The 25,847-nt window shown below is 60.5% G+C and carries 19 protein-coding genes; 9 read left to right on the plus strand and 10 right to left on the minus strand.

Annotated elements, in window-relative coordinates; all coding sequences use genetic code 11:
* Nucleotides 1-115: 115 nt before the first annotated feature.
* Nucleotides 116-1,486, minus strand: coding sequence for an exodeoxyribonuclease VII large subunit (gene xseA, locus G5193_RS01450; protein ID WP_421204983.1), 1,371 nt, complete (start codon nt 1,484-1,486; stop codon nt 116-118).
* A gap of 330 nt (nt 1,487-1,816) precedes the next feature.
* On the opposite strand from xseA, the gene G5193_RS01455 reads away from it, so the two are divergent.
* From G5193_RS01455 to G5193_RS01485, 7 genes are all read left to right on the plus strand, one after another.
* On the plus strand, nt 1,817-5,023 hold the full coding sequence (locus G5193_RS01455) for an alpha-amylase family glycosyl hydrolase (RefSeq protein ID WP_421204766.1): 3,207 nt from the start codon (nt 1,817-1,819) through the stop codon (nt 5,021-5,023).
* A 610-nt stretch (nt 5,024-5,633) separates the two neighbouring features.
* A complete protein-coding gene (locus G5193_RS01460; protein ID WP_216953846.1) occupies nt 5,634-6,269 on the plus strand; it encodes a YitT family protein in 636 nt (211 codons plus the stop codon).
* Nucleotides 6,270-6,533: 264 nt separating this feature from the next.
* On the plus strand, nt 6,534-7,997 hold the full coding sequence (guaB, locus tag G5193_RS01465) for an IMP dehydrogenase (RefSeq protein WP_005360033.1): 1,464 nt from the start codon (nt 6,534-6,536) through the stop codon (nt 7,995-7,997).
* An 84-nt stretch (nt 7,998-8,081) separates the two neighbouring features.
* Nucleotides 8,082-9,671 carry a glutamine-hydrolyzing GMP synthase gene (gene guaA, locus G5193_RS01470; protein ID WP_421204767.1) on the plus strand — a complete coding sequence of 530 codons (1,590 nt, stop codon included), beginning with the start codon at nt 8,082-8,084 and terminating at the stop codon, nt 9,669-9,671.
* A gap of 380 nt (nt 9,672-10,051) precedes the next feature.
* Complete coding sequence (locus tag G5193_RS01475; RefSeq protein WP_421204768.1) at nt 10,052-10,324, plus strand: hypothetical protein; 273 nt, start codon at nt 10,052-10,054, stop codon at nt 10,322-10,324.
* 350 nt (nt 10,325-10,674) lie between these two features.
* Nucleotides 10,675-11,496 (plus strand): hypothetical protein, encoded by an 822-nt coding sequence (locus G5193_RS01480; RefSeq protein WP_216978597.1) that lies wholly within the window; start codon nt 10,675-10,677, stop codon nt 11,494-11,496.
* Nucleotides 11,475-11,948: a hypothetical protein gene (locus G5193_RS01485; protein WP_216978598.1), complete on the plus strand. Its 474-nt coding sequence runs from the start codon at nt 11,475-11,477 to the stop codon at nt 11,946-11,948. Before G5193_RS01480 ends, G5193_RS01485 begins: the two co-directional genes overlap by 22 nt.
* Before the next feature lie 282 nt (nt 11,949-12,230).
* On the opposite strand, the gene G5193_RS01490 is transcribed toward G5193_RS01485, so the two are convergent.
* The 5 genes from G5193_RS01490 to G5193_RS01510 all read right to left on the minus strand — a co-directional run bounded on the left by G5193_RS01490 (nt 12,231) and on the right by G5193_RS01510 (nt 18,482).
* Complete coding sequence (locus G5193_RS01490; protein WP_216978599.1) at nt 12,231-13,058, minus strand: bifunctional transcriptional activator/DNA repair enzyme AdaA; 828 nt, start codon at nt 13,056-13,058, stop codon at nt 12,231-12,233.
* Nucleotides 13,059-13,109: 51 nt separating this feature from the next.
* Nucleotides 13,110-13,874 carry an SDR family oxidoreductase gene (locus G5193_RS01495; protein WP_421204769.1) on the minus strand — a complete coding sequence of 255 codons (765 nt, stop codon included), beginning with the start codon at nt 13,872-13,874 and terminating at the stop codon, nt 13,110-13,112.
* A 385-nt stretch (nt 13,875-14,259) separates the two neighbouring features.
* Nucleotides 14,260-15,345: a lipocalin-like domain-containing protein gene (locus G5193_RS01500; protein WP_421204770.1), complete on the minus strand. Its 1,086-nt coding sequence runs from the start codon at nt 15,343-15,345 to the stop codon at nt 14,260-14,262.
* A complete protein-coding gene (locus G5193_RS01505; RefSeq protein ID WP_421204771.1) occupies nt 15,342-17,771 on the minus strand; it encodes an FtsX-like permease family protein in 2,430 nt (809 codons plus the stop codon). Before G5193_RS01505 ends, G5193_RS01500 begins: the two co-directional genes overlap by 4 nt.
* A gap of 30 nt (nt 17,772-17,801) precedes the next feature.
* Complete coding sequence (locus tag G5193_RS01510; protein ID WP_421204772.1) at nt 17,802-18,482, minus strand: ABC transporter ATP-binding protein; 681 nt, start codon at nt 18,480-18,482, stop codon at nt 17,802-17,804.
* 197 nt (nt 18,483-18,679) lie between these two features.
* On the opposite strand from G5193_RS01510, the gene G5193_RS01515 reads away from it, so the two are divergent.
* Both G5193_RS01515 and nhaD read left to right on the plus strand, forming a co-directional pair.
* Nucleotides 18,680-19,147, plus strand: a complete 468-nt coding sequence (locus G5193_RS01515) for a DUF4357 domain-containing protein (RefSeq protein ID WP_005333716.1) — start codon at nt 18,680-18,682, stop codon at nt 19,145-19,147.
* 107 nt (nt 19,148-19,254) lie between these two features.
* Nucleotides 19,255-20,679: a sodium:proton antiporter NhaD gene (gene nhaD, locus G5193_RS01520; protein ID WP_421204773.1), complete on the plus strand. Its 1,425-nt coding sequence runs from the start codon at nt 19,255-19,257 to the stop codon at nt 20,677-20,679.
* 80 nt (nt 20,680-20,759) lie between these two features.
* Here nhaD and G5193_RS01525 read toward each other — a convergent pair whose 3' ends face one another.
* The 4 genes from G5193_RS01525 to G5193_RS01540 all read right to left on the minus strand — a co-directional run bounded on the left by G5193_RS01525 (nt 20,760) and on the right by G5193_RS01540 (nt 25,835).
* Complete coding sequence (locus G5193_RS01525) at nt 20,760-21,971, minus strand: Bcr/CflA family multidrug efflux MFS transporter (protein WP_421204774.1); 1,212 nt, start codon at nt 21,969-21,971, stop codon at nt 20,760-20,762.
* 115 nt (nt 21,972-22,086) lie between these two features.
* Nucleotides 22,087-23,781, minus strand: a complete 1,695-nt coding sequence (locus G5193_RS01530) for a hypothetical protein (RefSeq protein WP_421204775.1) — start codon at nt 23,779-23,781, stop codon at nt 22,087-22,089.
* 58 nt (nt 23,782-23,839) lie between these two features.
* Nucleotides 23,840-25,261, minus strand: coding sequence for a hypothetical protein (locus tag G5193_RS01535; RefSeq protein WP_421204776.1), 1,422 nt, complete (start codon nt 25,259-25,261; stop codon nt 23,840-23,842).
* Between the two features lie 13 nt (nt 25,262-25,274).
* Entirely contained in the window at nt 25,275-25,835 is a 561-nt protein-coding gene (locus tag G5193_RS01540) for a hypothetical protein (protein WP_421204777.1), read from the minus strand.
* Between the last annotated feature and the right edge of the window lie 12 nt (nt 25,836-25,847).

Consider the following 25,847-nt stretch of genomic DNA (forward strand, 5'->3'; position numbering starts at 1 on the left):
GCGCAAGCACCCGAGATTAAAAAGGCCACGACCCTGTATGCGGTGGTGGCCTTTGTTTTTGGCAGATTGCCGGGCTGAATGGCAGATTGGCTGGTGGTTTGATGCAGCCGATCTACTACGCAGAGTCTTTGATAACTTCCTCGACCCGCACCTGCAGGCTACCTTGCGCCAGGGTGGTGAGGAGCTGGTCGCCACTGTTGACCTGATCGGCGCGGCTGATGACTTTGCCGCGTGGAGTGCGGGTGATGGAGTAGCCGCGCCCCAGGGTGGCGAGCGGGCTCACCCCGTCGAGGCGGGCGCTGAGCATGGCGAGGCGGTGGCTCGCAAGGTCTTGCCGCTTGGCAATCAGGGCATAGAGTCGCTCCTCGGCCAGCTGATGGCGGCGCTTGCCAGCTGCCAAGAGGCGCTCCGGGCTCTTGCCTTGCAGGCGTAGCTCAAGGTTGGTGAGGCGCCGCTCACCCTGATGCAGCCGTTGGCGCAATAGCTGTTGCAAACGGGTGGAGAGTTCGTCGAGGCGCTGGGACTGCTGCTCCAGCCGCCGCTTCGGATCCTGATGGTCGAGCCGCTTTTGCAGCAGGATGAAATCGTGGCGGGCGGCGCTCTGCTGGCGGCTCATCGCCTGCAGCAGTCGCTGCTTGAGGTGAACCAGACGCTGGGCACGGGCGCTCTGATCCGGCGCCACCAGCTCGGCGGCGGCCGATGGGGTAGGTGCGCGCAAGTCGGCGGCAAAGTCGCTGATGGTGACATCCACCTCGTGGCCCACCGCGCTCACCACAGGTATGGCGGAGTGGGCAATGGCGCGGGCTACCGCCTCTTCGTTAAAGCACCAGAGATCTTCGAGGGATCCGCCACCACGGCCAACGATCAGCACATCCACCTCGGCGCGCTGGTTCGCTTTGGCGATCGCCGCGACGATCTGGCTGATGGCGGCGCTCCCCTGTACCTGAGTCGGGTAGATAAAGACCGGCAGATCCGGCGCGCGCCGTTTAAGCACCGTCAGCATATCGTGCAGGGCGGCGCCGGTGGCGGAGGTGATAAGACCTACCGCGCGCGGCTCACGGGGCAGCGGCCGCTTGCGGCTCTCGTCAAACAGCCCCTCGGCGCCGAGGCGGCGCTTGAGCTCTTCAAAACGCAGCGCCAGCACGCCATCGCCTGCGGGTTGCATCGATTCGATGATCAGCTGGTAGTCGCCGCGCGGCTCATAGAGGGAGACCCGCGCCTGCACCAGCACCTGCATGCCATCCTGCGGGCGGAAGGCCACCCGCCGGTTGTTGCCCTTGAACATGGCGCAGCGTACCTGCGCCGACATGTCCTTAAGCGAGAAATACCAGTGGCCGGAGCTTGGCATCGCCAGATTGGAGAGCTCGCCGGTCAGCCACACCAGCCCCAGATCCTGCTCCAGGATCATGCGCACGGCGCTGTTGAGGCGGGTGACAGTAAAGACCTGCTGTTGCCTGTTTTGGCCGGATTCGTTGCGATAGTTCAAGGCGGTTCCTGCGCACGGTTCCTCGCCAGCGAAGGCGGAGGAGAGAAACAATGTCGCCATCTTACCCCACTTCACCTCGTCCGCCGAGTCAATGGATCAGGTTGGTCACTCCTCCCTGCAAATCGGTGTTGCATGGAAATGAAAGCGCTATCAATCACATACAGCCAATAGCGAAGTCGATGGTGGTCACATTTTGCGCGTATTCGCCATGAATTGGTTATGGGGAACTCTAGACTGATCGGGCTCATCCGAAGGCGGGACTGTAGCGGATGGGGGAATGCCGGGGCACACCGGCATCACACACAAAACAATGAAAATAAAGGACTATCAATGGCTAGATGGATACTCGCGGCCGGATTGTTGGGAACCCTGATCACGGCGCCGACGTCGGCGGCGGAGTGGTTCTTCCGGGGCACCGCGAATGGATGGGCGGCGACCGCCATGACGTCGACGGACGGCGTCAATTTTGATACCTGCCAGCGCTTCGTGAGCGGGGATGCCAGCGGCGGACCGCGCTTCAAGATAGACAGGTACGGCAACTGGCAGCAGAGCTACCCGGCGGCCGACTACGGGGTCAATGCCAACACGGCGTACCAGATCCGCATCAACGCCAGCACTCAGGCGGTGAGCGCGACAGCGGTGGCCAGTTGCGAGGCCTCGGGGTTTGCCAGCACCTTGCCGCAACTCAACGTACGCGGCACCTTCAACGGCTGGGCAAGCCTCCCCATGACTCTGGTAGGGGATCACCTGTGGCAGGTGGAAGCCTACATGGATGGCAAGGCGAGCCAGCGCCTCAAGTTTGATCAGGCTGGCGACTGGGCCGTCAACTTTGGCGACAGCAACGGCGACGGCGTGCTGGAGAAAAGTGGCGGCGACATCTTCTGGAACGCCGTGGGTACGGTGCGCATCCAGGTCAACGACCAGACCCTGGTCTACAGCATCACCCCCCTTGGGGATGACAACCAGCCGCCGCTCGCGGTCATCACCCCGGGGAGCACGGTGAATGTGACCCAGGGGGCGTCACTGACCTTGAGCGGCAGCGACTCTACGGATCCCGACGGCCAGATCACGAGCTATCTGTGGAGCAGCGGCGAGACCACGGAGAGCATCGTCGTCAGCACCACCCAGACCGGCACCTTCACCTATGGCCTCACGGTCACCGACGATCAGGGCGCCAAGGGCAGCAGCAGCGTGAGCGTGGTGGTTGGGGCAGGACAGAGCAGCGACAGCTGGTACTTCCGGGGCACGACCAACAACTGGGGGCTCACCCCCATGACCATCGAGGATGGTACCACCTTCTGCACCGAGCAGGCCTTTGGCAGTAACAACCCCCGCTTCAAGATTGACCACAAGGGGGACTGGACCGAGGCGTATCCGGCCCAGGATTACCTGGTTAGCGCCAACACCCGCTATCGCATCTGCTTTGACAGCCTGCGCAAGGCCATCGAGGTGGAGACGCTGGCCGGGGCCGATCTGCAGGCCCCCACGGTGACGGCCACCCCGGCCCCGGGGAGTTATCTGGACAGCCAGTCCATCACCCTGGGGGTGAGCGACGATCAGGACAGCGCCCCCGCCGTGCATTTCACCACGGACGGCAGCCAGCCCACCACTGCGTCGGCCCGCTATACAGGCCAGCCCTTGGTGGCGAGCGACAAGGGGAGCGGCACCGATCTGGTGATCCGCACCCTTGCCATTGACGCCAGCGGCAATCAGCGCGAGCAGCGCTTCGAGTACCGTATCGGCGAGCAGGGTGTGGCGAGCGGCGATTTTCGTGCCGAGAGCATCTACTTCCTGCTGACCGCCCGCTTCTATGATGGCGATCCCAGCAACAACTACCATAACCGGGATCGCTACAAGGCGGGGGATCCCCATTGGCGCGGCGACTTCAAGGGCTTGATCGCCAAGATCGACTACATCAAGGATCTCGGCTTCACCGCCATCTGGGTGACGCCACCGGTGGAGAACCGCTCCGGCCTCGACTACCACGGCTACCACGCCTACGACTTCTACCGGGTCGATCCCCGTCTGGAGTCGCCGGGGGCGGGTTACCGGGAGTTCATCCAGGCGGCCCACGCCAAGGGGCTCAAGGTGATCCAGGATGTGGTGCTCAACCACTCGAGCCAGTACGGCCTGCGCGGCAAGACCTGGATCGATCGCCTGCCCGTCAAATACTACGTACCGGCGGGGTCGAGCCAGGGGCTCATCAACAACGGCCCCTATCAGGGCAACCTCGGGGACTACGCCAGCGCCAACCGCTGTGACGACGACAACCCGGTTGCTCCCGACTGGTACAAGGCCCGCTGCCAGTCCGATCCGGCGGGCACCCAGCCTCTGGTGGACCCCAAGACAGGCGCCACCGTGCCGAGTGCTGGCTACAACCCCAACCGCTTCTTCGGCATCGACGCCCAGACCCTGGATCCCGCCTGGTATCACCTAGACGGTTTCATGTCAGGCGGTGACTGGGAGAGCCCGCTCGCCCTGCAGCGCAAACACATGGCGGGGGATTGCATCGATCTCGCCACCGGCAACCAGAACGTCAAGGACTACCTCAACGGCGCCATCCGCCAGTACCTCGACATGGGGGTTGACGCCATTCGCATCGATACCTTGAAGCACATCGAGCGGGACGAGCTGCTGACCTATGTCCACGACTGGCAGGCCCACAAGCCGGGGTTGTTCGTCTTTGGCGAGAACCTGGTCAAGGGCACCGGCTGGGGCTCTGAGCTGGCCAACGACAATGCCTCGGCGGTGATCCGTCCCTGGTGGTATACCCGCACCACGCCGAACCCGGCGGATCCCCGGGCAGGGGGCGATTCCGGCCTCTCTGTGCTGGACTTCTCCCTCTTCTCCACCTTCCGTGACAACGTTACCCGGGGGAGCTTTGGCGGGGTGGGCGGGATCTTTGCCATGGACTGGGTCTATGGGGATGCCACCAAGCTCATCACCTTCTTCCAGAACCATGACGTGGGGCCGGACAACGACTTCAAGTACCGCTACGGCGGGGAAGAGGGCAATGCGGCCATGACCTACAACCTGCTCTGGACGGCGCGGGGCATCCCGACCCTCTACTACGGGGAGGAGGTGATGTTCCAGGCGGGCAAGCCTCAGGATATCGACGGGGCCACCATGACGGTGGATCAGACTGGTCGTGCCTACTACGGGGAGGTGCTGGACAACCCGGCCACTCCGAGCCACCCGCTCTACCAGCACATCAAGCGCCTGAACCAGATCCGCAAGGCGGTGCCCGCCCTGCAGAAGGCGCCCATGAGCCAGGTGAACGAGTGGAGCAGCGGCATCAGCTTCGTGCGTGACCTGAGCGCTCAAGGCAGCTACGCTGCCGTGGGCCTCGCGGCCAGTTCGGCCCAGCAAATAAACCTGAGTGGCCTGAAGAACGGCACCTATACGGATGCGGTGACCGGCGCGAGTCAGAACGTCAGCAACGGCAGTCTGAGCTTTGCGGTGCCCGCCTATTCGGCACGGGTCTGGGTACTGAACGGCCCGGGCAAGGTGGGCGTTGACGGTAAATATCTCAAATAAGGAAAGTCTGTCACAGTGTGCAGCGAGTCGGCCTTGGGGCCGACTTTTTTATGCCGCATATCAAGGGATCGAGGGAGATGGACCAGACGGGGAAGGCAATAAGCAGTAGCGTCGACATCGCTTGGGAGCAAGCGGCATCCGAGGGTGGCTTGCTCTGTTATGGTGCTTTCGCCCCAAAGTGGTGCGCATCATCGACATTGGCAGCAGGAACCCACCTTGGAGAAATATGCCGTATCCACCCTATGCCCCTCCTGTGACGAGCATGATTCATGCTGCCATGTGGCAGCATATCAACATGATCCACTTAATAACGGGCTTTAAAAGGGGAGATGGTGAGCTGCCTTCAGTGTGGCTGGTCAAACATGCTGATGCAGCCTGATGTTTGTCCCATGAATGGGTGTGTTGCTCCTGTCATAGGCAGAATGTCGGAATTTAAATTTGATTTTTCAGCTTATCCTGGATGCTTGTGTTGATTGGCGCTTTTTTTGCTGAGTCTTGTGATGTCGGCAGGGGGACCGGCAGGGGAAATGGCCAGGGCGCCCGAGTATGCCGACCCCTTCGGCCCAGTGACTGGTGCCCTGATGTCACAGCAAACATGGAAAGGAGTCATATGGAAGGTGAAATGACCATGTCGCCCGTGCCGGCGACCAAAGCCCTGGCCCACACCCTCAAGGACGATGTTTACGGCATGGTGCTCGGGGTCATGTTTATCGCGGTCGGTCTCAACTTGCTCAAGTGTTCCGGCATGATCACCGGTGGCATCGCGGGCATCGCCCTGTTGCTCGCCCATGTCAGCAGTTTGCCCATCGGGGTTCTGTTCTTCATGGTCAACATGCCCTTCATGGTGTTTTGTTACTACACCATGGGGCGCGCCTTCACCATCAAGACGCTGATCGTCAACGTTACCCTCTCGGCGGCCACCCAGGCGGTACCGCTGCTGCTGACGGTGAGCTATGTCCACCCACTGTTTGCCGCCTTGGTAGGGGGGACCTTTCTCGGCATGGGGGTGTTGTCTCTGGCGCGCCACAATGCCTCCGTAGGTGGCACCGGGGTGGTAACGCTCTGGCTGCAACGGCGCGTTGGCATCAACGCGGGAAAGAGCCAGATGGTGCTTGATGTGCTGGTGTTTGCACTCTCCCTGCTCACCTTGCCACTGCCCTTGCTGCTCTGGTCCACCCTGAGTGCGCTGGCGATGAACGCCATGCTGATGAATTGGCACAAGCCAGGTCGCTATCAGGGAAACTGAACACCCGGCTGCACATAATTGGATCATGGAAAATGCTGTTCCGGGAGGTTGGAGGGAGAAAGGGGCTCAACGACAAAAAAGATCATCTTGTCGTGAAAAAAGGCATGATTACAGCTGAATTTATTAGTTTTTTGCGCCGTTGGCCGCGTTAAATCGGGCTACGCCATAAAAAATTCAAAAAACTTCTTTACCAGTGACCAATGCGTGAGTAAACTTCGTCGGCAATATTTTACACCCCCACTTCCTCAACGGTGAGATATTGCCATGCTCAGGATTGCCAAAGAAGCGTTAACCTTCGACGATGTACTGTTGGTTCCCGCCCACTCCGAAGTTCTTCCCAATACTGCCGATCTGCGTACCAAGCTGACCTCCGCCATCAGCTTGAACATCCCGATGATCTCCGCTGCCATGGACACAGTGACCGAAGCCCGTCTGGCTATCGCACTGGCCCAGGAAGGCGGTATCGGCTTTATCCACAAGAACATGTCCATCGAGCAGCAGGCTGCCGAAGTGCGCAAGGTCAAGAAGTACGAGAGCGGCGTGGTCACCGACCCCGTCACCGTGCGCCCTGACATGACCATCGCCCAAATCAAGGAGCTGAGCCACAAGAATGGCTTCGCCGGTTACCCTGTGGTGACTGACGGCAATCAGCTGGTCGGTATCATCACCGGCCGTGACGTGCGCTTCGTGATTGACCTCTCCCAGACCGTTGAACAGATCATGACCCAGAAAGATCGTCTGGTCACCGTGCGTGAAGGGGCCCCTCGTGAAGAGGTGGTTGCCCTGATGCAAAAGCACCGTATCGAAAAAGTGCTGGTGGTGAACGCCGACTTCAAACTCAAGGGCATGATCACCGTTAAAGATTTCCAGAAAGCCGAGCGTAAGCCCCACGCCTGTAAGGATGACAAGGGTCGTCTGCGGGTCGGTGCTGCCGTTGGTGCCGGTGCCGGCAACGAAGAGCGCGTCGCCGCGCTGGTGGAAGCCGGTGTTGACGTGCTGCTGATCGACTCCTCCCACGGCCACTCCCAGGGCGTGCTGGATCGCATCAAGGCCACTCGTGACGCCTATCCGGATCTTCAGATCATCGGTGGCAACGTCGCGACCGCCGCGGGCGCCAAGGCGCTGGCTGCTGCCGGTGTCAACGCCGTCAAGGTCGGTATCGGCCCGGGCTCCATCTGTACTACCCGTATCGTGACCGGCGTGGGCGTGCCCCAGATCACCGCCATCTCCGACGCCGTTGACGCGCTGGAAGGCACCGGTATTCCGGTGATTGCCGATGGTGGTATCCGCTTCTCCGGCGACATCGCCAAGGCCATTGCCGCGGGCGCCAGCTGCGTCATGGTAGGTTCCATGTTCGCAGGTACTGAAGAAGCGCCGGGCGAGATCGAGCTCTATCAGGGTCGCTCCTTCAAATCCTACCGTGGTATGGGTTCCCTGGGCGCCATGTCCAAAGGCTCCAGCGACCGCTACTTCCAGACCGACAACGCCGCCGACAAGCTGGTGCCGGAAGGCATCGAAGGCCGCGTGCCGTACAAGGGGCGCCTTAAAGAGATCATCCATCAGCAGATGGGCGGCCTGCGCTCCTCCATGGGCCTGACCGGCAGCGCCACCATCGACGATATGCGCACCAAAGCTGAATTCGTGCGCATCTCCGGCGCCGGGATGAAAGAGTCCCACGTCCACGATGTGACCATTACCAAAGAAGCCCCCAACTATCGGATGGGCTGATAAAACGGGGCCCTGCGCCCCGTTTTTCCACCCTTTTTTTATCCCGTGCCCTTTGTGACAACATCAGCCTGATGCAGGAATAAAATGACTAAAGACATTCACCAGCACCGTATCCTTATCCTCGACTTCGGTTCCCAGTACACCCAGCTGATCGCCCGCCGCGTGCGCGAAATCGGCGTTTACTGCGAACTGTGGGCCTGGGACGTAACCGAAGAGCAGATCCGCGAATTCAATCCGAGCGGCATCATCCTCTCCGGCGGCCCCGAGTCTGTCACCGAAGCGGGCAGCCCGCGTGCCCCCGAGTATGTGTTCAACGCCGGTGTCCCTGTGTTCGGTATCTGCTACGGCATGCAGACCATGGCCGAGCAGCTGGGTGGCAAGGTGCAATCCTCCACCGAGCGTGAATTCGGTTACGCCAAGGTGGAAGTGCTCGGCGAAGCTGGCAAGAGCAGCGCCCTCTTGCGCAACATCGAAGATGCCATCGCCGACAACGGCAATGCCCTGCTGGATGTCTGGATGAGCCACGGTGACAAGGTCACTACCATTCCGGCCGACTTCACCACCATCGCCCGGACCCCGACCTGCCCCCACGCGGCCATGGCGTGTGAGGCCAAGCGTTTCTACGGCGTGCAGTTCCACCCGGAAGTGACCCACACCCGTCAGGGTGCCCGCATGCTGGAGCACTTCGTCAAAGACATCTGCGGCTGCGAGTGCCTCTGGACGCCGGCCACTATCATCGACGACGCCGTTGCCCGCATCCGCGAGCAGGTAGGTGACGATGAAGTGATCCTCGGTCTCTCCGGCGGTGTCGACTCCTCCGTGGTCGCCATGCTGGTACATCGCGCCATCGGCGATCGCCTGACCTGCGTCTTCGTGGACAACGGTCTGCTGCGTCTGAACGAAGGCGAGCAGGTGATGGAGATGTTTGGTGACCACTTTGGTCTGAACATCATCAAGGTTGAAGCCGAAGATCGCTTCCTCTCTGCCCTGGCCGGTGTTGACGAGCCGGAAGCCAAGCGCAAGATCATCGGCCGCGTCTTCGTCGAAGTGTTTGATGATGAAGCGAAAAAGCTGAAAAACGCCAAATGGCTGGCGCAAGGCACCATCTATCCGGACGTTATCGAATCCGCTGCCAGCAAGACCGGCAAGGCCCACGTCATCAAGTCTCACCACAACGTCGGCGGCCTGCCGGAAGAGATGAAGATGGGTCTGGTCGAGCCGCTGCGCGAGCTGTTCAAAGACGAAGTGCGCCGCGTTGGCCTCGAGCTGGGTCTGCCCTACGACATGCTCTACCGTCACCCGTTCCCGGGCCCGGGTCTGGGTGTGCGCGTCCTTGGCGAAGTGAAGAAAGAGTACTGCGATATCTTGCGCCGCGCCGATGCGGTCTTTATCGAAGAGCTGCGCAAAGCCGACCTCTACAACCAGGTCAGCCAGGCGTTCGCCGTGTTCCTGCCGGTGCGCTCCGTTGGCGTGATGGGCGATGGTCGCAAATATGACTGGGTCATTGCGCTTCGCGCCGTCGAAACCATCGACTTTATGACCGCCCACTGGGCTCACCTGCCGTACGACTTCCTCGGTCACGTATCGAACCGCATCATCAACGAGATCAATGGTATCTCCCGTGTGGTGTACGACGTCTCCGGCAAGCCGCCCGCAACTATCGAATGGGAATAAGCGGCTCGCGCCCTTCTACCCTTCGAGCATAAAAATGCAAAAAGACGCCCTTGAGGCGTCTTTTCTTTTCTCAATCGTTTGCGCAACACATCTTCTTTTTTCGAGCAGCTTTTTCGCCACCTTGCCCCTGTCATATGTGACAGGGGCATTTTTGCCATCCCGCACTAGGCTCTCTCATGCCAATTGAGCCCGCTGTCAACAGCGGCTTGTGGCTGGGGGGGAGGGCTGATCCAGTTGCAGATAGCTGCGCAAATTTGCCCATCGTTATCGCGCCAACCGGCAGTGATGACCCCCCGGTGGAGACCAGAAACCACTTGAATCAACGGGGCGCAGCCCGAACGGCCAAACGAGTCGGGATCATAGAGCACGGAGAGTTTGATATGTCAGAACAAGCAGTGTTGGTGGGTGGATGGACCGCATATCACAAGCTGACCGCCGAGGATCAGGCGGTATTTGATCAGGCGCTGAAAGGATTTGTCGGGGTACAGTACACCCCCTTTGAAGTCTCCACCCAGGTGGTGGCTGGCACCAACTACCGCTTCAAGTGCAAGAGCACTGTGCCGCTCGCCCAGCCGATCCATGGCGAAGCCGTGGTGCAGATCTTCCAGTCTCTGGATGGCTCGGCCCATATCACCTCCATCACCCCGATCTGATTGGGTGGTGGGGCAAGGTGGGGAGGGGGAATAACCTCCAACCTTTTTGCTCAAAGTCCTTAAAATAAGAAAGACGCCTTAGGGCGTCTTTCTTATTTCCACCACCAGTTATCTCTGATGCATGGTACAGTATTTGTACTTATTGATTAATTTGTTGATCTTGCTCAGGAAACTATCATCATCTGCTTTTGCTTATCTGTCTTGCTCGCTAGGATATCCGTCTGGATATGACCTCTTTGGAGTTACCAATGAATCAGAACAGATATATTGCGTAGGGGAGAAATCAAGCAAACACTTTCAGATCCCAGTAATAGTAATGCAATGATTTAAAATTATTTTTTTGAGGTGGCATGAATAAAATCACTAAATATATTTTGAGCAAGTTGTTAAATCAGCCATGCCCTATTCAAATTCCTCGAAGTGGAGAGTTAGGAAAGCAGGTTAACTGCTATTCCATAAGTATTTATAATGGCGATGTCCCAATCATGCTCGTTAACTCTATTGAAGAAAATGGGTTAAATGGCAATCATTTTGAAGGTGGGGGATTCTGTACAGAGGCTGTAATTCCTTTTTCGCTTTATTCTGGCTTGAGTTTACGAGTTGATCATTATCATGGGCTGGTGACACATACATATAACGGCGTGCTAGATTATATCCTTCATGAATGGACTGGGTTATATAAGCTACAGTCAATATATATTTTAGCAAAACATTCTGTCCCACAATATTTTTTCAACAAGAGAAACTTACAACTACCAAAGAGAATGAAGATTCTAGAAAGTATAGTTTCCAGGCAATCAGAAGAGCCTCACAAATCATTTTCGTCGCTTGACCTAATGAGTTACATATATTCAATTAGGTGGTATTTGCATCCACAGAAAACAGAATTGCGTAAAAAAATGGATCTGTATTTATCATCATTCGTAGCATCAGGAGAGTTGAAAAATAATGGTAGTAGCTTCGAGTTTATAATCACAGGTAAAGCTATAGCCACTTTAGAGCAATATCAAATTGAGACTGCAAGGGCGAAATCTGCCAAGTCCGCAAACTCTTGGATGCTTAGACTTACGGCTATATTAGCATTTTTTGCTGCCTTTCAGTCTGGCTTAATTAAGTCACCGGTGTGGATTGATCTAGGTAAGATTTTGGAATGGCTGTCATTGTTCATGTAACAATGCCATTAAATTCACTTCCTACGGTCGTCAGAAGCTTGGAGTTACGTGCTTTTGCGAATAAGTTAAATCTAGGAGTAAATTCGAAAGAATTTTTGCCATATTTGCCGACTTTGATTACAACGTTAATTGTTGTTCCTATCGGTATTTATCTACAAACACGGTTAAAAAATCTTGCGCATAGCAATGACTTTTTGAAAGCTATTGAACAGCTAAAAAAGAATACGGAAGCGGTGGAAAGCATAAAAAGGCAGTTTGATGAAAAATACTGGGTAAAGCAGCAAGTTTGGGATACTAAGCGTCTTGCCTATGAAGAAATACTATCTTGCCTGTATTTAACAAAAGAGTATATCGAAGACCAAATAGCATATTTAACTGATTATAAAGATAGTTTTATTTGTATCGGGAGTTCTATTTACGACTTTGAAGACAAGTGCCGTAGGGTGCAATGAAATTGCACCGCTAATTTGGTTTCTGCTGTTTTGCACAAAAGCCGCTCGGCAAGCGGTGCAATGCGCTGCGCTTATTGCACCCTACCTGTTTCGTCAATTCGCTGAGGTGGGGCGGCTGAGTGCTGAGCCTCGCCAAAGCAACAAAAGGGGCGATCTGCGCCCCTACTCTGCTAATGCCCTCGCTTTAGACCGTGAATGCTCGTTCGGCGCGGCCTGATTGTCTGCTGACTCACTACCAAGATGCCTGTTTTCCTCATTAGGCCGGACAGAAAAAGGCCACCTTCACTCATACCTCGCCGCTTCCCAGGCGTGTATCGCCTGTTTGCGGGTCTCGCCCCAGTGATAGCCGCCGAGTCTGCCGTTTTGCTGGATGACTCTGTGGCAGGGGATCATCAAGGCGACGGGGTTGGCGCCCACCGCCAGACCCACGGCGCGGGCGGCCTTGGGATTGCCGATGGCGCTCGCCACCTGGGCGTAGCTCACCACCTTGGCGGGCGGGATATGCAGCAGCGCCCGCCAGACGCTGATCTGAAAGTTGGTGCCGCTCACGTACAAGGATATGGGGCGATCCGGTGCCTTGCTGCCATCGAACATGGTGTTGATGACCCCTTGGGTGCGTGATGGGGCTTCTTGCAGCCTTGCCTCAGGCCAGCTGCGGGCGAGGGTGGCCAGCGGCGCCTCTGGGGCCTTGTCATCGAGAAACGAGAAGTTGCACACCCCCCGCGGGGTCAGGGCGACGAATGCCTGACCAAAGGGGGTGTCGTGCACCCCGTGATCGATAACCAGCCCGGCCCCGCGCTGCTTGTACTCGCCCGGCGTCACCGCTTCGAGTTGCACGAAGTGATCATAGAGCCGCGAGCCGCTGCTAAGGCCCAGGGTATCGGCCACCTCCAGCAGCGGGCGCGACTCCTGCAGCAGTGCCTTGGCCCGCTCCAGGGTCAGCACCTGCAGATAGCGTTTGGGCGTCACCCCGGCCCAGCGGCTGAACAGCCGCTGGAAGTGAAAGGGACTTAAGTGCACGTGCGCCGCTATCTCGTCCAGAGTGGGCTGGCGCTCCACCTGACTTGCGATAAAACGGATGGCATCGGCGATGCGGGCGTAATCAGACATAAGGCGCTCTCACGATAAGGTTTCGGTCGCAGGATCTTGGGGGCGACAAGGTCATGTACGACAAATTGATACCCCACCATCGGCCAGCAGGGCAATGCCGGTGGTAAAGCTGGATGCATCGGACGCGAGATAAAGGGCCGAGCGGGCGATCTCCTCCGGTTGGGCCAGCCGTTTGAGGGCATGCATATTCTGCACAAAGGCGAGGCTCTCTGGCGTATTGGCAAAAGTCCGCCCCATGGGTGTGTCGGTACCCCCCGGCAGCAGGGCGTTGACCCGCACCCCTTGTGCCCCATACTCGGCGGCCAGCACCCGGGTCAGGCCAATGAGGCCTGCCTTGCTCGCGGCATAGGCCGCCATGCCGGGCAGCCCCAGGGTATGGCCGACGAAGGTAGAGGTAAAAATAAGCGAGCCGCCGCCACGCGCCAGCATGGCGGGGATCTGGTACTTGGCTCCCACATAGGCGCTGGTGAGGTTGGTATCCAGCGTTTCTTGCCACTGCGTCAGCTCAAGCTGCTCTACGCTGCCCGGCGTGCCAGTGGTACCTGCGTTGTTGAAGGCGATATCGAGCCCGCCGAAACGGGTTAGCGCGAGATCAACAAGGTCGCGGGCGTAACTCTCGCTTTTCACATCTCCCGCCAGACTCACCGCCTGGCCCCCCTTGTGGCGGATCTCCTCCACCAGCAGATCCAGTTCGGGCTGGCGGCGGGCGCCGACGACGACTCTGGCTCCTTCGCGGGCAAACAGGATGGCGCTGGCGCGACCGATGCCGGAGCTGGCGCCGGTGATGATGGCGACCTTGTTGGACAGTAATGACATGGCAGTTCCCTCGCTGAGTGTGTTGTGCGCCAAATCAGTGGTACACAGGGTTGGCTGTGGGTTGGAGGTTCCAACCGACTTGGGTTTGGTCCCCACTATGGCAACCACTCCTCGCCGGGACGACCCGAATCTTGCTCTCTTTCTCTCCAACTCGTTTTGCTACATGTCGAAACAGTCCTTTGCGGCAACAAAAGGGGAGAACTGCGCCCCGAATTCTTTATCATGCCCCCCTTTAAAATCGCCGGACCTAGGTTCGGCGCGCCCTGTGTGCCGCAGTGAGGGGCGAGAGCCCCGGCGTCATGGTGGCTGCGTGCATCATCAAATCCGTCTGGCAGGGCATTGACGGCGGCTTATGGCCGTTGCAATCAACAGCCACGCTCCTGGATCAATAGCCCGTCATCTCCAGATAGCCGACACCTTGAGCATCTCCCGAGACAGAGACAGCTCCCTCCCAGTAGTCAAAGCGACCTGTCATGGCCTGATTGGGCTGACGGGCTTTGATGGTGAGGCTCATACCGGCGGCGTTTAGCTGCCACTCGACGGGGTAGGACTGCCCCTTGGGGCCGCGCCAGGTGTTGCCCGGGGTGAGGCGAAGCGCGTCGGGGGCGAGCACCCGGCTGCTGCCGTCCCGCTCAATCAAAATACCGTAGCGGTTTTCTGGCTGGTTTTCGGGATTAGCGCGGCCCGCCTTGGTGCGCAGGCGAAACAGCATCAGCTCGCGGCCATCGTTCAACTGGAGCGAAAACCAGTCCCAGCCCGATTGCCATTCGGCCAATACCGAGCTGCTCCACTCGTGATCAAACCACCCTTGTCCGCTGACGGTGCGGGTTTCGCCATCGCGGATCAGCGTGCCGCTTAAATGCAGGCGCGGGTAGGAGTAGTAAAAGGAGGCGTTGCCCGGGCTCTTCTCGCTGTAACCGGCCTTGCCTTGCAGCACCAGCGGCTTGGCGGCAGTGACGGTGAGGTTCAGCTCGCCAATCTTGCTCTGCACCTTGAGGGTGGCGGGGAAGAGCGCCGCCCCTTGCGAGGCAAGCCGCCACTCCCTGAGCCAATATTGGCCGCCGCTGGCCCCCGCCAGCCCCGGCCCCTGCCGACTGGCCCGTTCATCTTGCTGGTGGCTGCCACGGTCGAGATCCGTGATGGCAAACTGGGCCAGCCAGAGCTGGGGGGTGAGCCAGGGGTTGCTGGTGCGGAGTGCTTGTTCGATCCCTTGGCGAAACAGGGTCCACTGCATGCCATATTCGCGCCCCTGCTCATCCTTGAGGTTGCCGGTGAGATACCACCACTCTGAGCGGTAATCGGGGTGGGCCGCGTGATCCTCCGGCAATTGGATGGTTTGCCCCGGCAGCACCTTTTTAAAGCTGTCGCTGCCACCGCCGAGCAGGGCGCCCAGATCGCTGGCAGCGATAGCCCCGCTATAGAGCGTCCAGAGCATACCCAGCGCCAGCGGCCACCCTTTGATCTGTTTCATACCACTCTCCTTGCCGCATACCAGGAGGCCAGTGCCCCACACACCGGTGCCAGCAACAGGGCGGTGACCGCATGAAGAGGGGCGGCCTCGAAGGCGAGGCGCCAGCCAAAGGCGCGTGGGTTGACCACCTCGATCAGCACCCAGGCGAGGCCATACCCCACCGGCATGGCCAGCAGGGCGGTGAGCAGCCCCAATCCCGCTCCTTGCCACACCAGCAGCTGGCGGCAGTGGCGGGGGCTCAAACCCAGACTCTGCAAGGTCTGCAGCTCGCCACGGCGTGCCAGACCCAGCACCATAAAGGCCGAGTCGATCCCGACAAAGGCGATGCCGAGGATCAGCAGTTTCAATAGCTCGGTCACCACAAAGGTCTGGTCAAACACCTTGAGCGCCGCGCTGTGAATGGCGGGGGCGGAGAGCAGATTGAGCTGCTCGCCAAAGCGCTCGCGCAGGCGGTCGGCCAGCTGTTCGGGGTCGTTGCTAAAGAGGGCGAGGGATTGCACCGCTCCCGCCTCGAAGGCGTGCAGGATCTGTCCCTTGTCGCTGCCGTAATCCTGATAGACGCCGGTGACGGTGAACTGCCGTGGCCCCTGCTCGCCGCTGATCGCCAATGTCTGGCCTACCTTGACCCCGAGGCGCACCGTCAGCGGTTCGCTCGCCAGTACCTCGTCAGGGCGGGTCGGCCAGCGTCCGGCCAGCAGCGGATAGGCCGCTTTAAGCTGGGGGATAAAGTCCATCTGCGCCCACTCGATGGGCTGCCCCTGCCAGCGGGCGGGGTGAACCGAGCGGCGCGAGGCCGCGCTCACCAGCGGATTGGCGAGCAGAGTCTTAAGGGTGGCGTCGCTCAAGGTGCCCTTGTTGCCCGCCACCCCCTTGGGGGCGGTGACATAGAGATCGGCGGCCAGACGCTGGCCGAGCCAGATCTCCACGCTGGAGCGAAAGCTCGACACCATGACCCCGATGCCGATGGCCGCCGCGATGGCCAGCTGCAACGCCATCACCGCGATGGCGGTGCGATCGAGGTGATAGAGGGTCTCGGCCACCCCGAGCCGTGCGGTGAGGGGGCCGCCCGCACGCCGTCGCAACCAGCCAAGCAGGCCGCGCAGGGCATCGGGCAGCCAGAGTGCCATGGCCAGCAGCCAGCCGCCGGCGATAAAGAGGGCGCCACTCAGACCTGTTTGTGGCAGCCACAGGCAGAGGGCGCACAGCAGCAGGATGGCGATGGCCAGCACGCGCCGTCGCCACGGGTGATCGGGGGGGCGGCTGCTTCCCGCCCGCAGTTCGAGGGGGGATTGGCGCAGCAGTTGCCACCAGCCGGGCAGGTTGGCGGCCAGTGTGCCGAGCAGCCCGATCAACAGTGCCTTGAGCAGGCTCACAGGGGAGAGGCGCAACAGGTCGATGGGGTTGGGCCCATAGAGATCGGCCAGCGCCTGGGTCAGTTGCCCCATCAAGGCGAGCGCCAACAGGCTGCCGAGCAGCACCCCGAGCAGGGTGCCGATGGTGGCGAGAATAAGTAGCTCCAGAATGAGCCAGCGCAGCACCCGACTCGGCCCCATCCCCAGTATGATCAACTGGGCCAGCTGGGGGCGGCGTACGCTCTGGACAAATCGCTGGGCGTTGAACACCAGAAACAATCCCACCGCCATGGCGAGCAATGAGAGCGCCGTCAGATTGAGGGCCAGTGCATCGCCAAGCTGGCTGGCATCGAGCGCCGGGCTGATGGGCTCAAGCCACAAGGGCTGGTTGGGGTAACGGGTCTGCAGGGTGGCCTGCAGGGTGCGAGCCTCGGCGTCGCTTAGCTTGAAAACGATGCGATCGAGCCGACCCGCTTTGCCCAGCAGCGGCTGGGCGAGGCCGATATCGGTTATCAGCAGCCGCTCCATGGGCACGGCGCCCGGTTCAAAGGTGCCTGCCAGCGTCAGGGTCAGGGGGCGGGCGCTGGCGCCATCGCTGCCGCCCAGCACAAAGCGTCGGCTCTGGCCCGCTTGCCAGCCAAGGCGCTCTGCCTCGGGGGTAGCCAGCCAGATGCTGTCGGCGCGGTTTAAGGAGAACGCGGGCTCGCTCTCCCGAGTGGCGCCAAACAGCTGGCGCAGCGGGCCGGGGTTGAAGAGATCCATTCCCAGCAGTTGAAAGCTGCGCCCCTCTTCATCCTTGAGCCAGCCATGGAGCTGGGGCATGGCATCGAGGGCGGGCTGGCTGGTCACCAGCTGCACATAAAGCTGCTCATCCAGCCCGCCAGCAGGGGCCAGCCGGTAGTTGGCTTCCCCCGCCAGCTGGCTGCGGGCAGCGACAAAATTGGTGCGGGCACTGTGATTGAGCAGCTCGATGGCCACCACCAGCGACACCCCCAATACCAGCCCGGCCAGACTCATCAGCAGCAACCAGGGGTGGCTGCGATAGAGGCGCAGCAGCGCTTTGAGTGGCAGCATCAGCGTGACTCCGGCAGGCGCAGTCGCTGTTTAGTCATGGCGGGGCCCCTTGAGCTCGATAAGTTGCCCCCCTTCGAGGCGCAGCACCCTGTCGGCCAGGGCGGCATAGGCCGGGTTGTGGCTCACCAGCAGCAAGCCAGCACCGGTATCGCGTATCGCCGCCACCATCAACGCCATCACCTGTTCGGCATTGTGCTCATCGAGGCTGCCGGTGGGCTCGTCGGCGAGCAGCCAACCGGGCTGATGGATAAGGGCGCGGGCCAGCGCCACCCGCTGTCGCTGACCGCCGGAGAGTTGCTCCGGCCAGGCATGGCGCTTGTGGCTCATATCGAGCCGTTGCAGCAACTGGTCAATCCTGGCCTCATCCGGTGGCAGAGCGTTGATGGCCAGCGGCAGGGCCAGATTCTCGGCCACGTTGAGGGTCGGCAGCAGGTTGAAATCCTGATAGACGATGCCGAAATGGCGGCCCCGCAGGCGCGCCCGCTCGTCGGGGGAGCGGGTGTCGATCCGGGTCTCCCCCAGCCAGATTTCCCCTTCGTCCGGTGCAATCAGGCCGGCGATCAGATTGAGCAGGGTGGACTTGCCGCAGCCGCTTTGGCCCAGCAGCAGGGTGATCTCGCCAGCGGGGAGGGCGAGATCGAGATGGTGGAACAGCGGCAGTCGTTCACTGCCGTTATCGAAGCTCTTGCAGAGGTTGCGCAGGGTCAGCATGGGATAACCGTTTGATGGTCAATGGCTTTCATCATGCTTGGTACGCTAGCACGGCCAGCATTGATCAACACCCCTTACGGTTGATCAAGAGTGCCAGTTAGTGATCAAGGCGGCAAAAGAGCAGTGGATCCTCGCTGGATCCCGCTTGCCCGAGGTGGTTAGAATAGGGGCTTCCATGGGTCACAGGATGAGCAAGGATGTTACACAAGCAAGTCAGTTTTATCATCGATAGCAAGGGCAACAAGCAGGCTGCCGTCGTCCCCATCGAGATCTACAACGAGCTGATGACCCTGCAAAAGGCACTCTCCGACAACCGGCCGGGGGAGCGCGAGCTCTACCACTTCAACGGCAAGGGGGCCGAGGCCCACGGTTATCCGGTGGGCAAGCGGCAAAATCCGGGCTTTATGGTGCTGGCCGGTTCCACCGCCAATGGCGAGGATGCCGCCTCTTTGCGTGAAGCGGTGATCGAGCTGCGTCACGAGCTGCTGGAAAAGGGGGTCATAGTGCCCCGCAGTCAGGGCGGCTTTGTCTTTACCGCCGATCAGCTGTTCAACAGCCCGAGTCTGGCCGCCAGTCTGGTGGCGGGCAATAACCGCAGCGGTCTGGATGCCTGGCAGAACAGCGCAGGCTATACCCTCAAGCAGTCGGGTTTCGGCAAGAAATAATCCCGCGTTTCGACAGCAAACCAATTAAGCGTTAATTGACCTGGATGAATTTTTCTTTTCATCCAGGTGTTAGCATCATTGCCAGATGGTTCTAAAAGGAAGAGACCATGTCTGCGCTTACCCCAGTTATTTTGCTGCTGTCCCTGTTTATCCTTCCCGCCCATGCCAGTAGTGGCCCTGTTCTGTTGACATCCTCCTCAATCGGTCTTTTTTGTGTCGGATTGTTTGTGTTGGCCTACGCCCTGGTGATGGCTGAAGAGTATCTGCAACTGCGCAAGTCCAAACCCGTGCTGGTGGCCGCCGGGGTGATCTGGATCCTGATTGGTATCGCCTATGCACAGCAAGGGATGAGCCCTGTCGCCGAGCAGGCCTTCCGCCATACCTTGCTGGAATATGCCGAGTTGATGCTGTTCCTGCTGGTGGCGATGACCTATATCAACGCCATGGAGGATCGGCGGCTGTTCGATGCCCTGCGCGCCTGGCTGGTGCGATCCGGCTTTCACTTGCGCACCCTGTTCTGGTTGACCGGCGGGCTTGCTTTTTGTATTTCGCCGGTGGCAGACAACCTGACCACTGCGCTCTTGATGTGCGCCGTGGTGTTGAAGGTGGCCAACGGTGATCGGCGTTTTGTCAATCTTGCCTGCATCAACATAGTGATCGCCGCCAACGCCGGAGGGGCGTTCAGTCCCTTTGGCGATATCACCACCCTGATGGTGTGGCAGGCGGGCAAGGTGCAATTTGGCCAGTTCTTCACCCTGCTTATTCCCTCTCTGCTCAATTTTCTGGTGCCAGCCATCCTGATGAGCCAGATGGTGCCGCGTCATGTGCCGGAGGCTGATAACGAGGTGGTCGATCTCAAGCGGGGGGCCCGCCGCATCGTCGCGCTGTTCTTGCTGACCATCATCACGGCGGTGCTATGCCACAGTTTCCTCCATCTGCCACCCGTACTGGGCATGATGCTGGGGCTCGGTTATCTGCAGTTTTTCGGGTTTTATCTGCGCAAGTCGTTACCGCGCTCGCTGGCACGCAAACGGGCGCTCTATGAACGCAATGGTGATGAGGTGCGGTTGCGCAGTCTGGGTTCTGTGGTGCCATTTGACGTGTTCAACAAGGTGGCCAAGGCGGAGTGGGATACCCTGCTCTTCTTCTACGGGGTGGTGATGTGTGTCGGTGGGCTGGGCTTTATGGGCTATCTGGAGCTGGTGTCACACTGGTTGTATGACGCTGGGGATCCCACCATGGCCAACGTCTTCATCGGGGTCTTGTCCTCTGTCATCGACAACATTCCCGTGATGTTTGCCGTGCTGTCGATGAACCCGGATATGGCGCTGGGGCAGTGGCTGCTGGTGACCCTGACCGCCGGAGTGGGCGGCAGCCTGCTCTCCATCGGCTCTGCCGCCGGTGTTGCCCTGATGGGGCAGGCCCATGGCATGTATACCTTCTTTGGCCACCTGAAATGGTCGCCGGCTATCTTGCTCGGCTATCTGGTGAGCATAGGGGCGCACCTCTGGCTCAACAGTGCCCAGTTCTGAACGTCTGCCCGCAAGTACGAAAAGAGGCTTCCGTTGATGGAAGCCTCTTTCGTTTTCCTGGCCGAGGGGGATAGGGGGGGTCAATCGCCCCGCTTGCCCGCCAGCAGCCAGTAACTCAGGGTGGAACCCACGCCACAGCATGTGATGGCGATGGCCATGGGCAGCGGCGATTGGGGCGGATTGAGGTTGACCAGAATCCCGACCAGGGCGCCGATGCCAAAGCGCAGGGTACCCGCCAGTGCCGAGGCGGTACCCGCAGATTGCGGGAAGTGGCCCATCAGACCGGTCATGGCGTTGGCCCCCACCAGACTGATATGGCCGATAAAGAGTACCACCGGAATGACGATGCCCCACAGACCGCCGGTCTGGCTCCAGGCGTTGTAGATCAGCAGGGCGCCAGCGCAGGGCAGCACCAGCAGGCCGTATTGCAGCATCCGCTCGGCACCCACCCCTTTTACCAGTCGGCTATTGACGAAAGTGACCACCATCATCAGCAAAATATTGAGACCAAACAGCCAGCCGTAGTGCTCGGTCGGCACCTTGAAATACTCGATATAGACATAAGGGGAGCCACTCAGGAAGGCGAACATGCCGGAGCTGGAGAGGGAGCCGCACAGCACGTAGCCCATGGCGCCGCGATGGGAGAGTACCCCCCAGTAGTTCTTGAGGATCTGGCCCAGATTAAGGGGCTGACGGTGCTCGGGTTTCAGGGTCTCCTGAATTTTCCACTGCATCACCAGACAGATCAGCAGGCTGATCCCCACCAGCAGCCAGAAGATCACCCGCCAATCGGCGTGGGCGCTGATATAGCCGCCCACCACAGGGGCTACCAGCGGCGCCAAGGTCATCACCAGAATGACGAACGACATGGCGCGAGAAAACGCATCCTTCTCGAACAGATCGCGCAGCAGGGCATTGACCACCACCGAGCCCGCCGCACCGCCCGCTGCCTGCAACATCCGATAGGCCAGCAATTCGGGCAGGGAGTCCGCCATGGCGCAGCCCACCGAGGCGATGGCAAACATCACCAGCCCCGCCAAGATCACCGGCTTGCGGCCATAGCTGTCGGCCAGCGGGCCGTAGAAGAGTTGGCCGATGGCAAAACCGCCCAGAAAGGCGCTGATGGTGAGCTGGGCACCGTCGATGCTGGTGGCTAGATCCCGAGCGATGGCCGGAATGGCGGGCAGATACATATCCACCGCCAGCGGGGTCAGACCCGCCAGAGCGCCGAGCAGGATAAACAGGAAACGGGGAGAGAGCATGGTGGCCTGGGGGGACTGTGCGTGGGGCATAGGGTATCCGCTGGTGAACCTTGGTTGAAAAAGGGAGAAGGGCGAGTCTATCAGGTTTGCCCCCGCTCGGCATGACGTTCCTACCCCCTCAAAAGGGGGGGGGGGGTCCGATCGCTCAGGCACCTTGGGGATCACGCTTGCGGTCATGTCGGCGCGCTGCGCGGATCACTCCCCCCAGCCAGAGCAGCCAGGCCAGCAACGAGATGGCGTAACCGAGCCGCTCCGGCCAGCGGGCGGTGAGGGTGAAGGTGAGGCTGTGTTGTCCGGCGGGCACCCAGACCTGCACCAACCCGTTGCGGGTGCTGCTGACGTTCAGCGGCAGGCGCTGGTCGAGCCTTGCCTGCCAGCCCGGGTAATCAAACTGGTGCAGGACCAGCTTGGCGGGTGCCGGGGCATCCACCGTCAATTCGATATGACGAGGCTGCCAGCGCTGGATCTGCCAGTTCACCCCCTGATGGTCGCTGGTGATGGCGGGCTGGAATTCCTCTTTCCAGGCCAGCAGGGTGGGGGCAAACATGCCGCGTGGCACCTGCTTTGGTCGGTATTCGCGGGCGCTGCGCTTGCTGTCGAACTCCCCGTCGAGCTGACTCTTTACGGGAGCCTGGGTGAGCGGCGCCTCGCGTACATAGAGTCCCTGCGAGAGCAGGGTGAGGGCAAGTAGTAGCCACCAGACCCACTGCCACGGGCGATAGGTGGGGGTACCCAGCGCCACTACGGCGACGGTAGCGATGACCAGCAGCAGATTGAGGCGCCAGGGAAATTGCACCAGTTGCAACGGAGTGAGCAGGCGCCACAGGGGCTCGCTTGGTGGCAGCATCATCAGAAAGCTCAGGGTGCCAATGCCCCCCCAGAGCAGCAACTCGGGATGGCGCGGCTCGCGGGCGGCCGCCCAAGCTACCAGCAGCAGAGCCAGGGTGAGCAGCGTCAGCCAGGCGAGATGGCCGCGAAAGCGCCAGTCATCACGGCTTTGGGGCAAACGATCGAGAAAGTTGCGCTGAAACTCGAACATGCCGGTGCGCATCTGCTCCATGGAGATCCCCCCCTGATCCAGCAGAGCGGGCAGCAGCAACAGGCTGGCCATCGCCAACCCCCAGAGCTGGCCCAGCAGGGTGCCGATAAGCGGGGAGGCGGTGACAGGGACACTGACAAGCGCTGTGCTCCCCTTGTAGCGCCAGACCAGCAGCAGGCTGCGCAGGGTGAGCAAGCCCAGAATGAGCAGGGTGCTTGGTAGATGGGAAAGCGTCAGCATGGAGACGGCCAGTGCGAGCAGCAGTAGTGCAAAGGGGGCGCCGCGGCAGAGGCGATCCTGCGCCAGTAGTGCCAGCGGCGCCCAGACGAAGGCCCAGCTCTCCGCCAGGGCAAAGCGGGCGTAGATATCGATGGCCAGATGATAGGGCAGCGCCATATAGAGCAGACTGGCGGCCAGCGCCCGTCCGTGGCCGGCAAAGGGGCGCAACCAGAGATAGGCAAACAGGCCGGAGAGCCAGAGTGCCACGCTGCTGCTCCAGAGCAGCGGCGTCATCGCCTCGTGGGCCAGTGGGGTGGGGCCGGCGAACAGTGCGCTCACATAGTAGGGCAGGGGGGGATAGAAGAAAAAGACCGGGCTGCCGAAGGCGCCGTTCATCTCCATCAACCAGCGCGGATAGAGTTCACCTTGCCACAGTTGCACGGCAAAGAAGTGACCGGAGAGCAGGTGGTGAAACAGATCATGGCCCTGACTGCCGCCGCGCAGCCAGAATGGTAGCAACAGGAGGGCACAGGCCCCGGTCAGCACCGACAAAACCCACAGCCACTCTCTGGTTACACGCATAAGGAGACTCGTCTGTTATGGATTCGCTGTGAGTGTACCCGAGTTGTTCCCCTCTTTTTTAGTTGCCTTGGTGGATTTTTGTGCTCTTTATATGTCTCTTGTCACTTTTCCTATGGGGTGTCTGCAGCGAGGGAATGGCGAGCCAGAGTCCGGGCTCGGCGGCAAAGCGTGGGGCAAACCAGTGCTGGCGCACCGCGCTGGGCATTTCGTTCGCGGCGATGGGGCGGCGACTGAGGCGGCAGGCTCCCTGAGAGAGTGCCAGCGCCGCATCCCCCTTGTACCAGCCATCGGTGACGGCCAAGGCTGTGGTCTCCCGCAGCAGCCGCACTCCCCACTGGGTCACCAATGCCGGACACGCTTTTTCTGCGAGCCTTGCTGCCTGCACCATGGCGGGTGGACGGGGCAGGGTAAAGGTTACGCCGAGCAGCAGCAATCCGGCCACCGCGACCACCCCCTCGCCACGGCGCGGCAGCCAACCTGCCAGCAGCACGATACCGAGCAGGGTGACGGGGGCCAGATGGCGGGGATTGTCAGGGTTCTGGCCAAACAGGGTCCAGAGCAGCAGGGCGAGCCAGTAGATCGTCCAGAGCGGCGAGAGGGCGGCAGTGTGGTTTTTTGATCTTTGCCAAAGCGGCAGTACCAGCAGCGCCCCAACAGCCAAGGGCCAAAGCGGGGTGAGCTGATCGTTGAAGGTGCGCGCCCAGCTCAGCAGCCGATCGCCATGGGCCGCCGCCGTGTTGCCCCACAGGGTAAAGTGGCCATCGGTAAAGCGCCGCCCTTCGCTGAAGTAGGCCCAGCCATCGGCCTGCCAGACAAACAGCAGGCTGATAAGTCCAACCAGTGCGATGGGGAGCACAAACCTGACGCGCGTGCCCTGCTGCGCCAGCCCGAGCCACAGCGGCAGCAGCGCCAGCACAAAATAGGAGGGGCGCAGTGCCAGCATAAGGCCCAGCAGCAGACCCGCCAGCGCAATTCTGCGCTGCTGCAAGGCCAGCAGCGACCCGAGCCAGGCGGCGAGCGCTGGCCCGTCCGAAAGGCCGGAGAGCGCCAGCGTCGGGGTGAGCGGCAGTGCCAGCACCAGTAGCCAGACGGGTGCCAAAAGGTTTGGCCGTTGCCACAGCCTTACCGCCAGCAAGGCGGCGAGCGGCGCCAGCAAACTGCTACCGAGCAGGCTTGCCCACTGCACCGCACGGGCCGGATCGTCCACCAGCAGATTGATCAGCCGCGCCAGCCAGATAAAGGCGGGGTAGCCCGGAAAGTGGGGGGAGAATTCCAGTACGCTAAAGCGCGTCACCCCGTGGGCGAAATTGAGGGCATCATCGGAATCGAGCGCCACAGGGAAGGCTAGCAGCCAGCCGAGCCAGGCCAGTTGCAGCAGGATCAGCAAGTAGGGTCGATTAGCGAAGCGTAATCGGCCGTGGTGACGCCCCCCTTCTCCCCTTGCGGGAGAAGGGTTGGGGATGAGGGGGGCTGTCATCATCGATGAGAGGCCATCAAAGCGGCGCCAGCACGGCCATCAGCGCTTTTTCCGCTGCGGCAAAGGCGGCGGCGTCGGCGGGCTTGGCGCCCACCCCGAATACCCCCGGGTTGCCGATGGCATCCAGCACCTTGGCCAACGCCTGTTCGGCCGCCTTGCGATCCCCCTCGCTAAGGGAGGGGAGGATCAGATCGAGGAAGCGCTTGCTCTTGACCACCAGCACCTTGGCGGTCTGGTAGTCGCCAAGATTCTGGCTGGCCCCTTCGAGGCGGCGCTCGATCTCCGCCTTGTAGGCCCGGTTGAGCAGGGCCGCGGTAGCCGCGGCGTCTTTGGCCTTGATGGCGGCGGCCAGCGGTGCTTGCAATTCCACCTTGTGGTGCTGTTCCAGATAGGTCAGCTCCTCGGCAATCTCGCTCAAGGTAGCGCTGGCATCCTTGCCGTCAGTGGCGGCGCCCAGCAGCGCTTCGCGGGCGTCGATCAGTGGCTCCTTGCCGGCGGCGGCGTAGGAGTAAGCCTGCGCCTGCCCGCTGAGTGTCAGCAGCAGGGTGAGGGCGAGTAAACCCGGGCGGATGGTCATCCTGTTCTCCTT

Source organism: Aeromonas sp. 601027 (assembly GCF_049174455.1).
In the GTDB taxonomy this organism is placed as follows: domain Bacteria; phylum Pseudomonadota; class Gammaproteobacteria; order Enterobacterales; family Aeromonadaceae; genus Aeromonas; species Aeromonas veronii_A.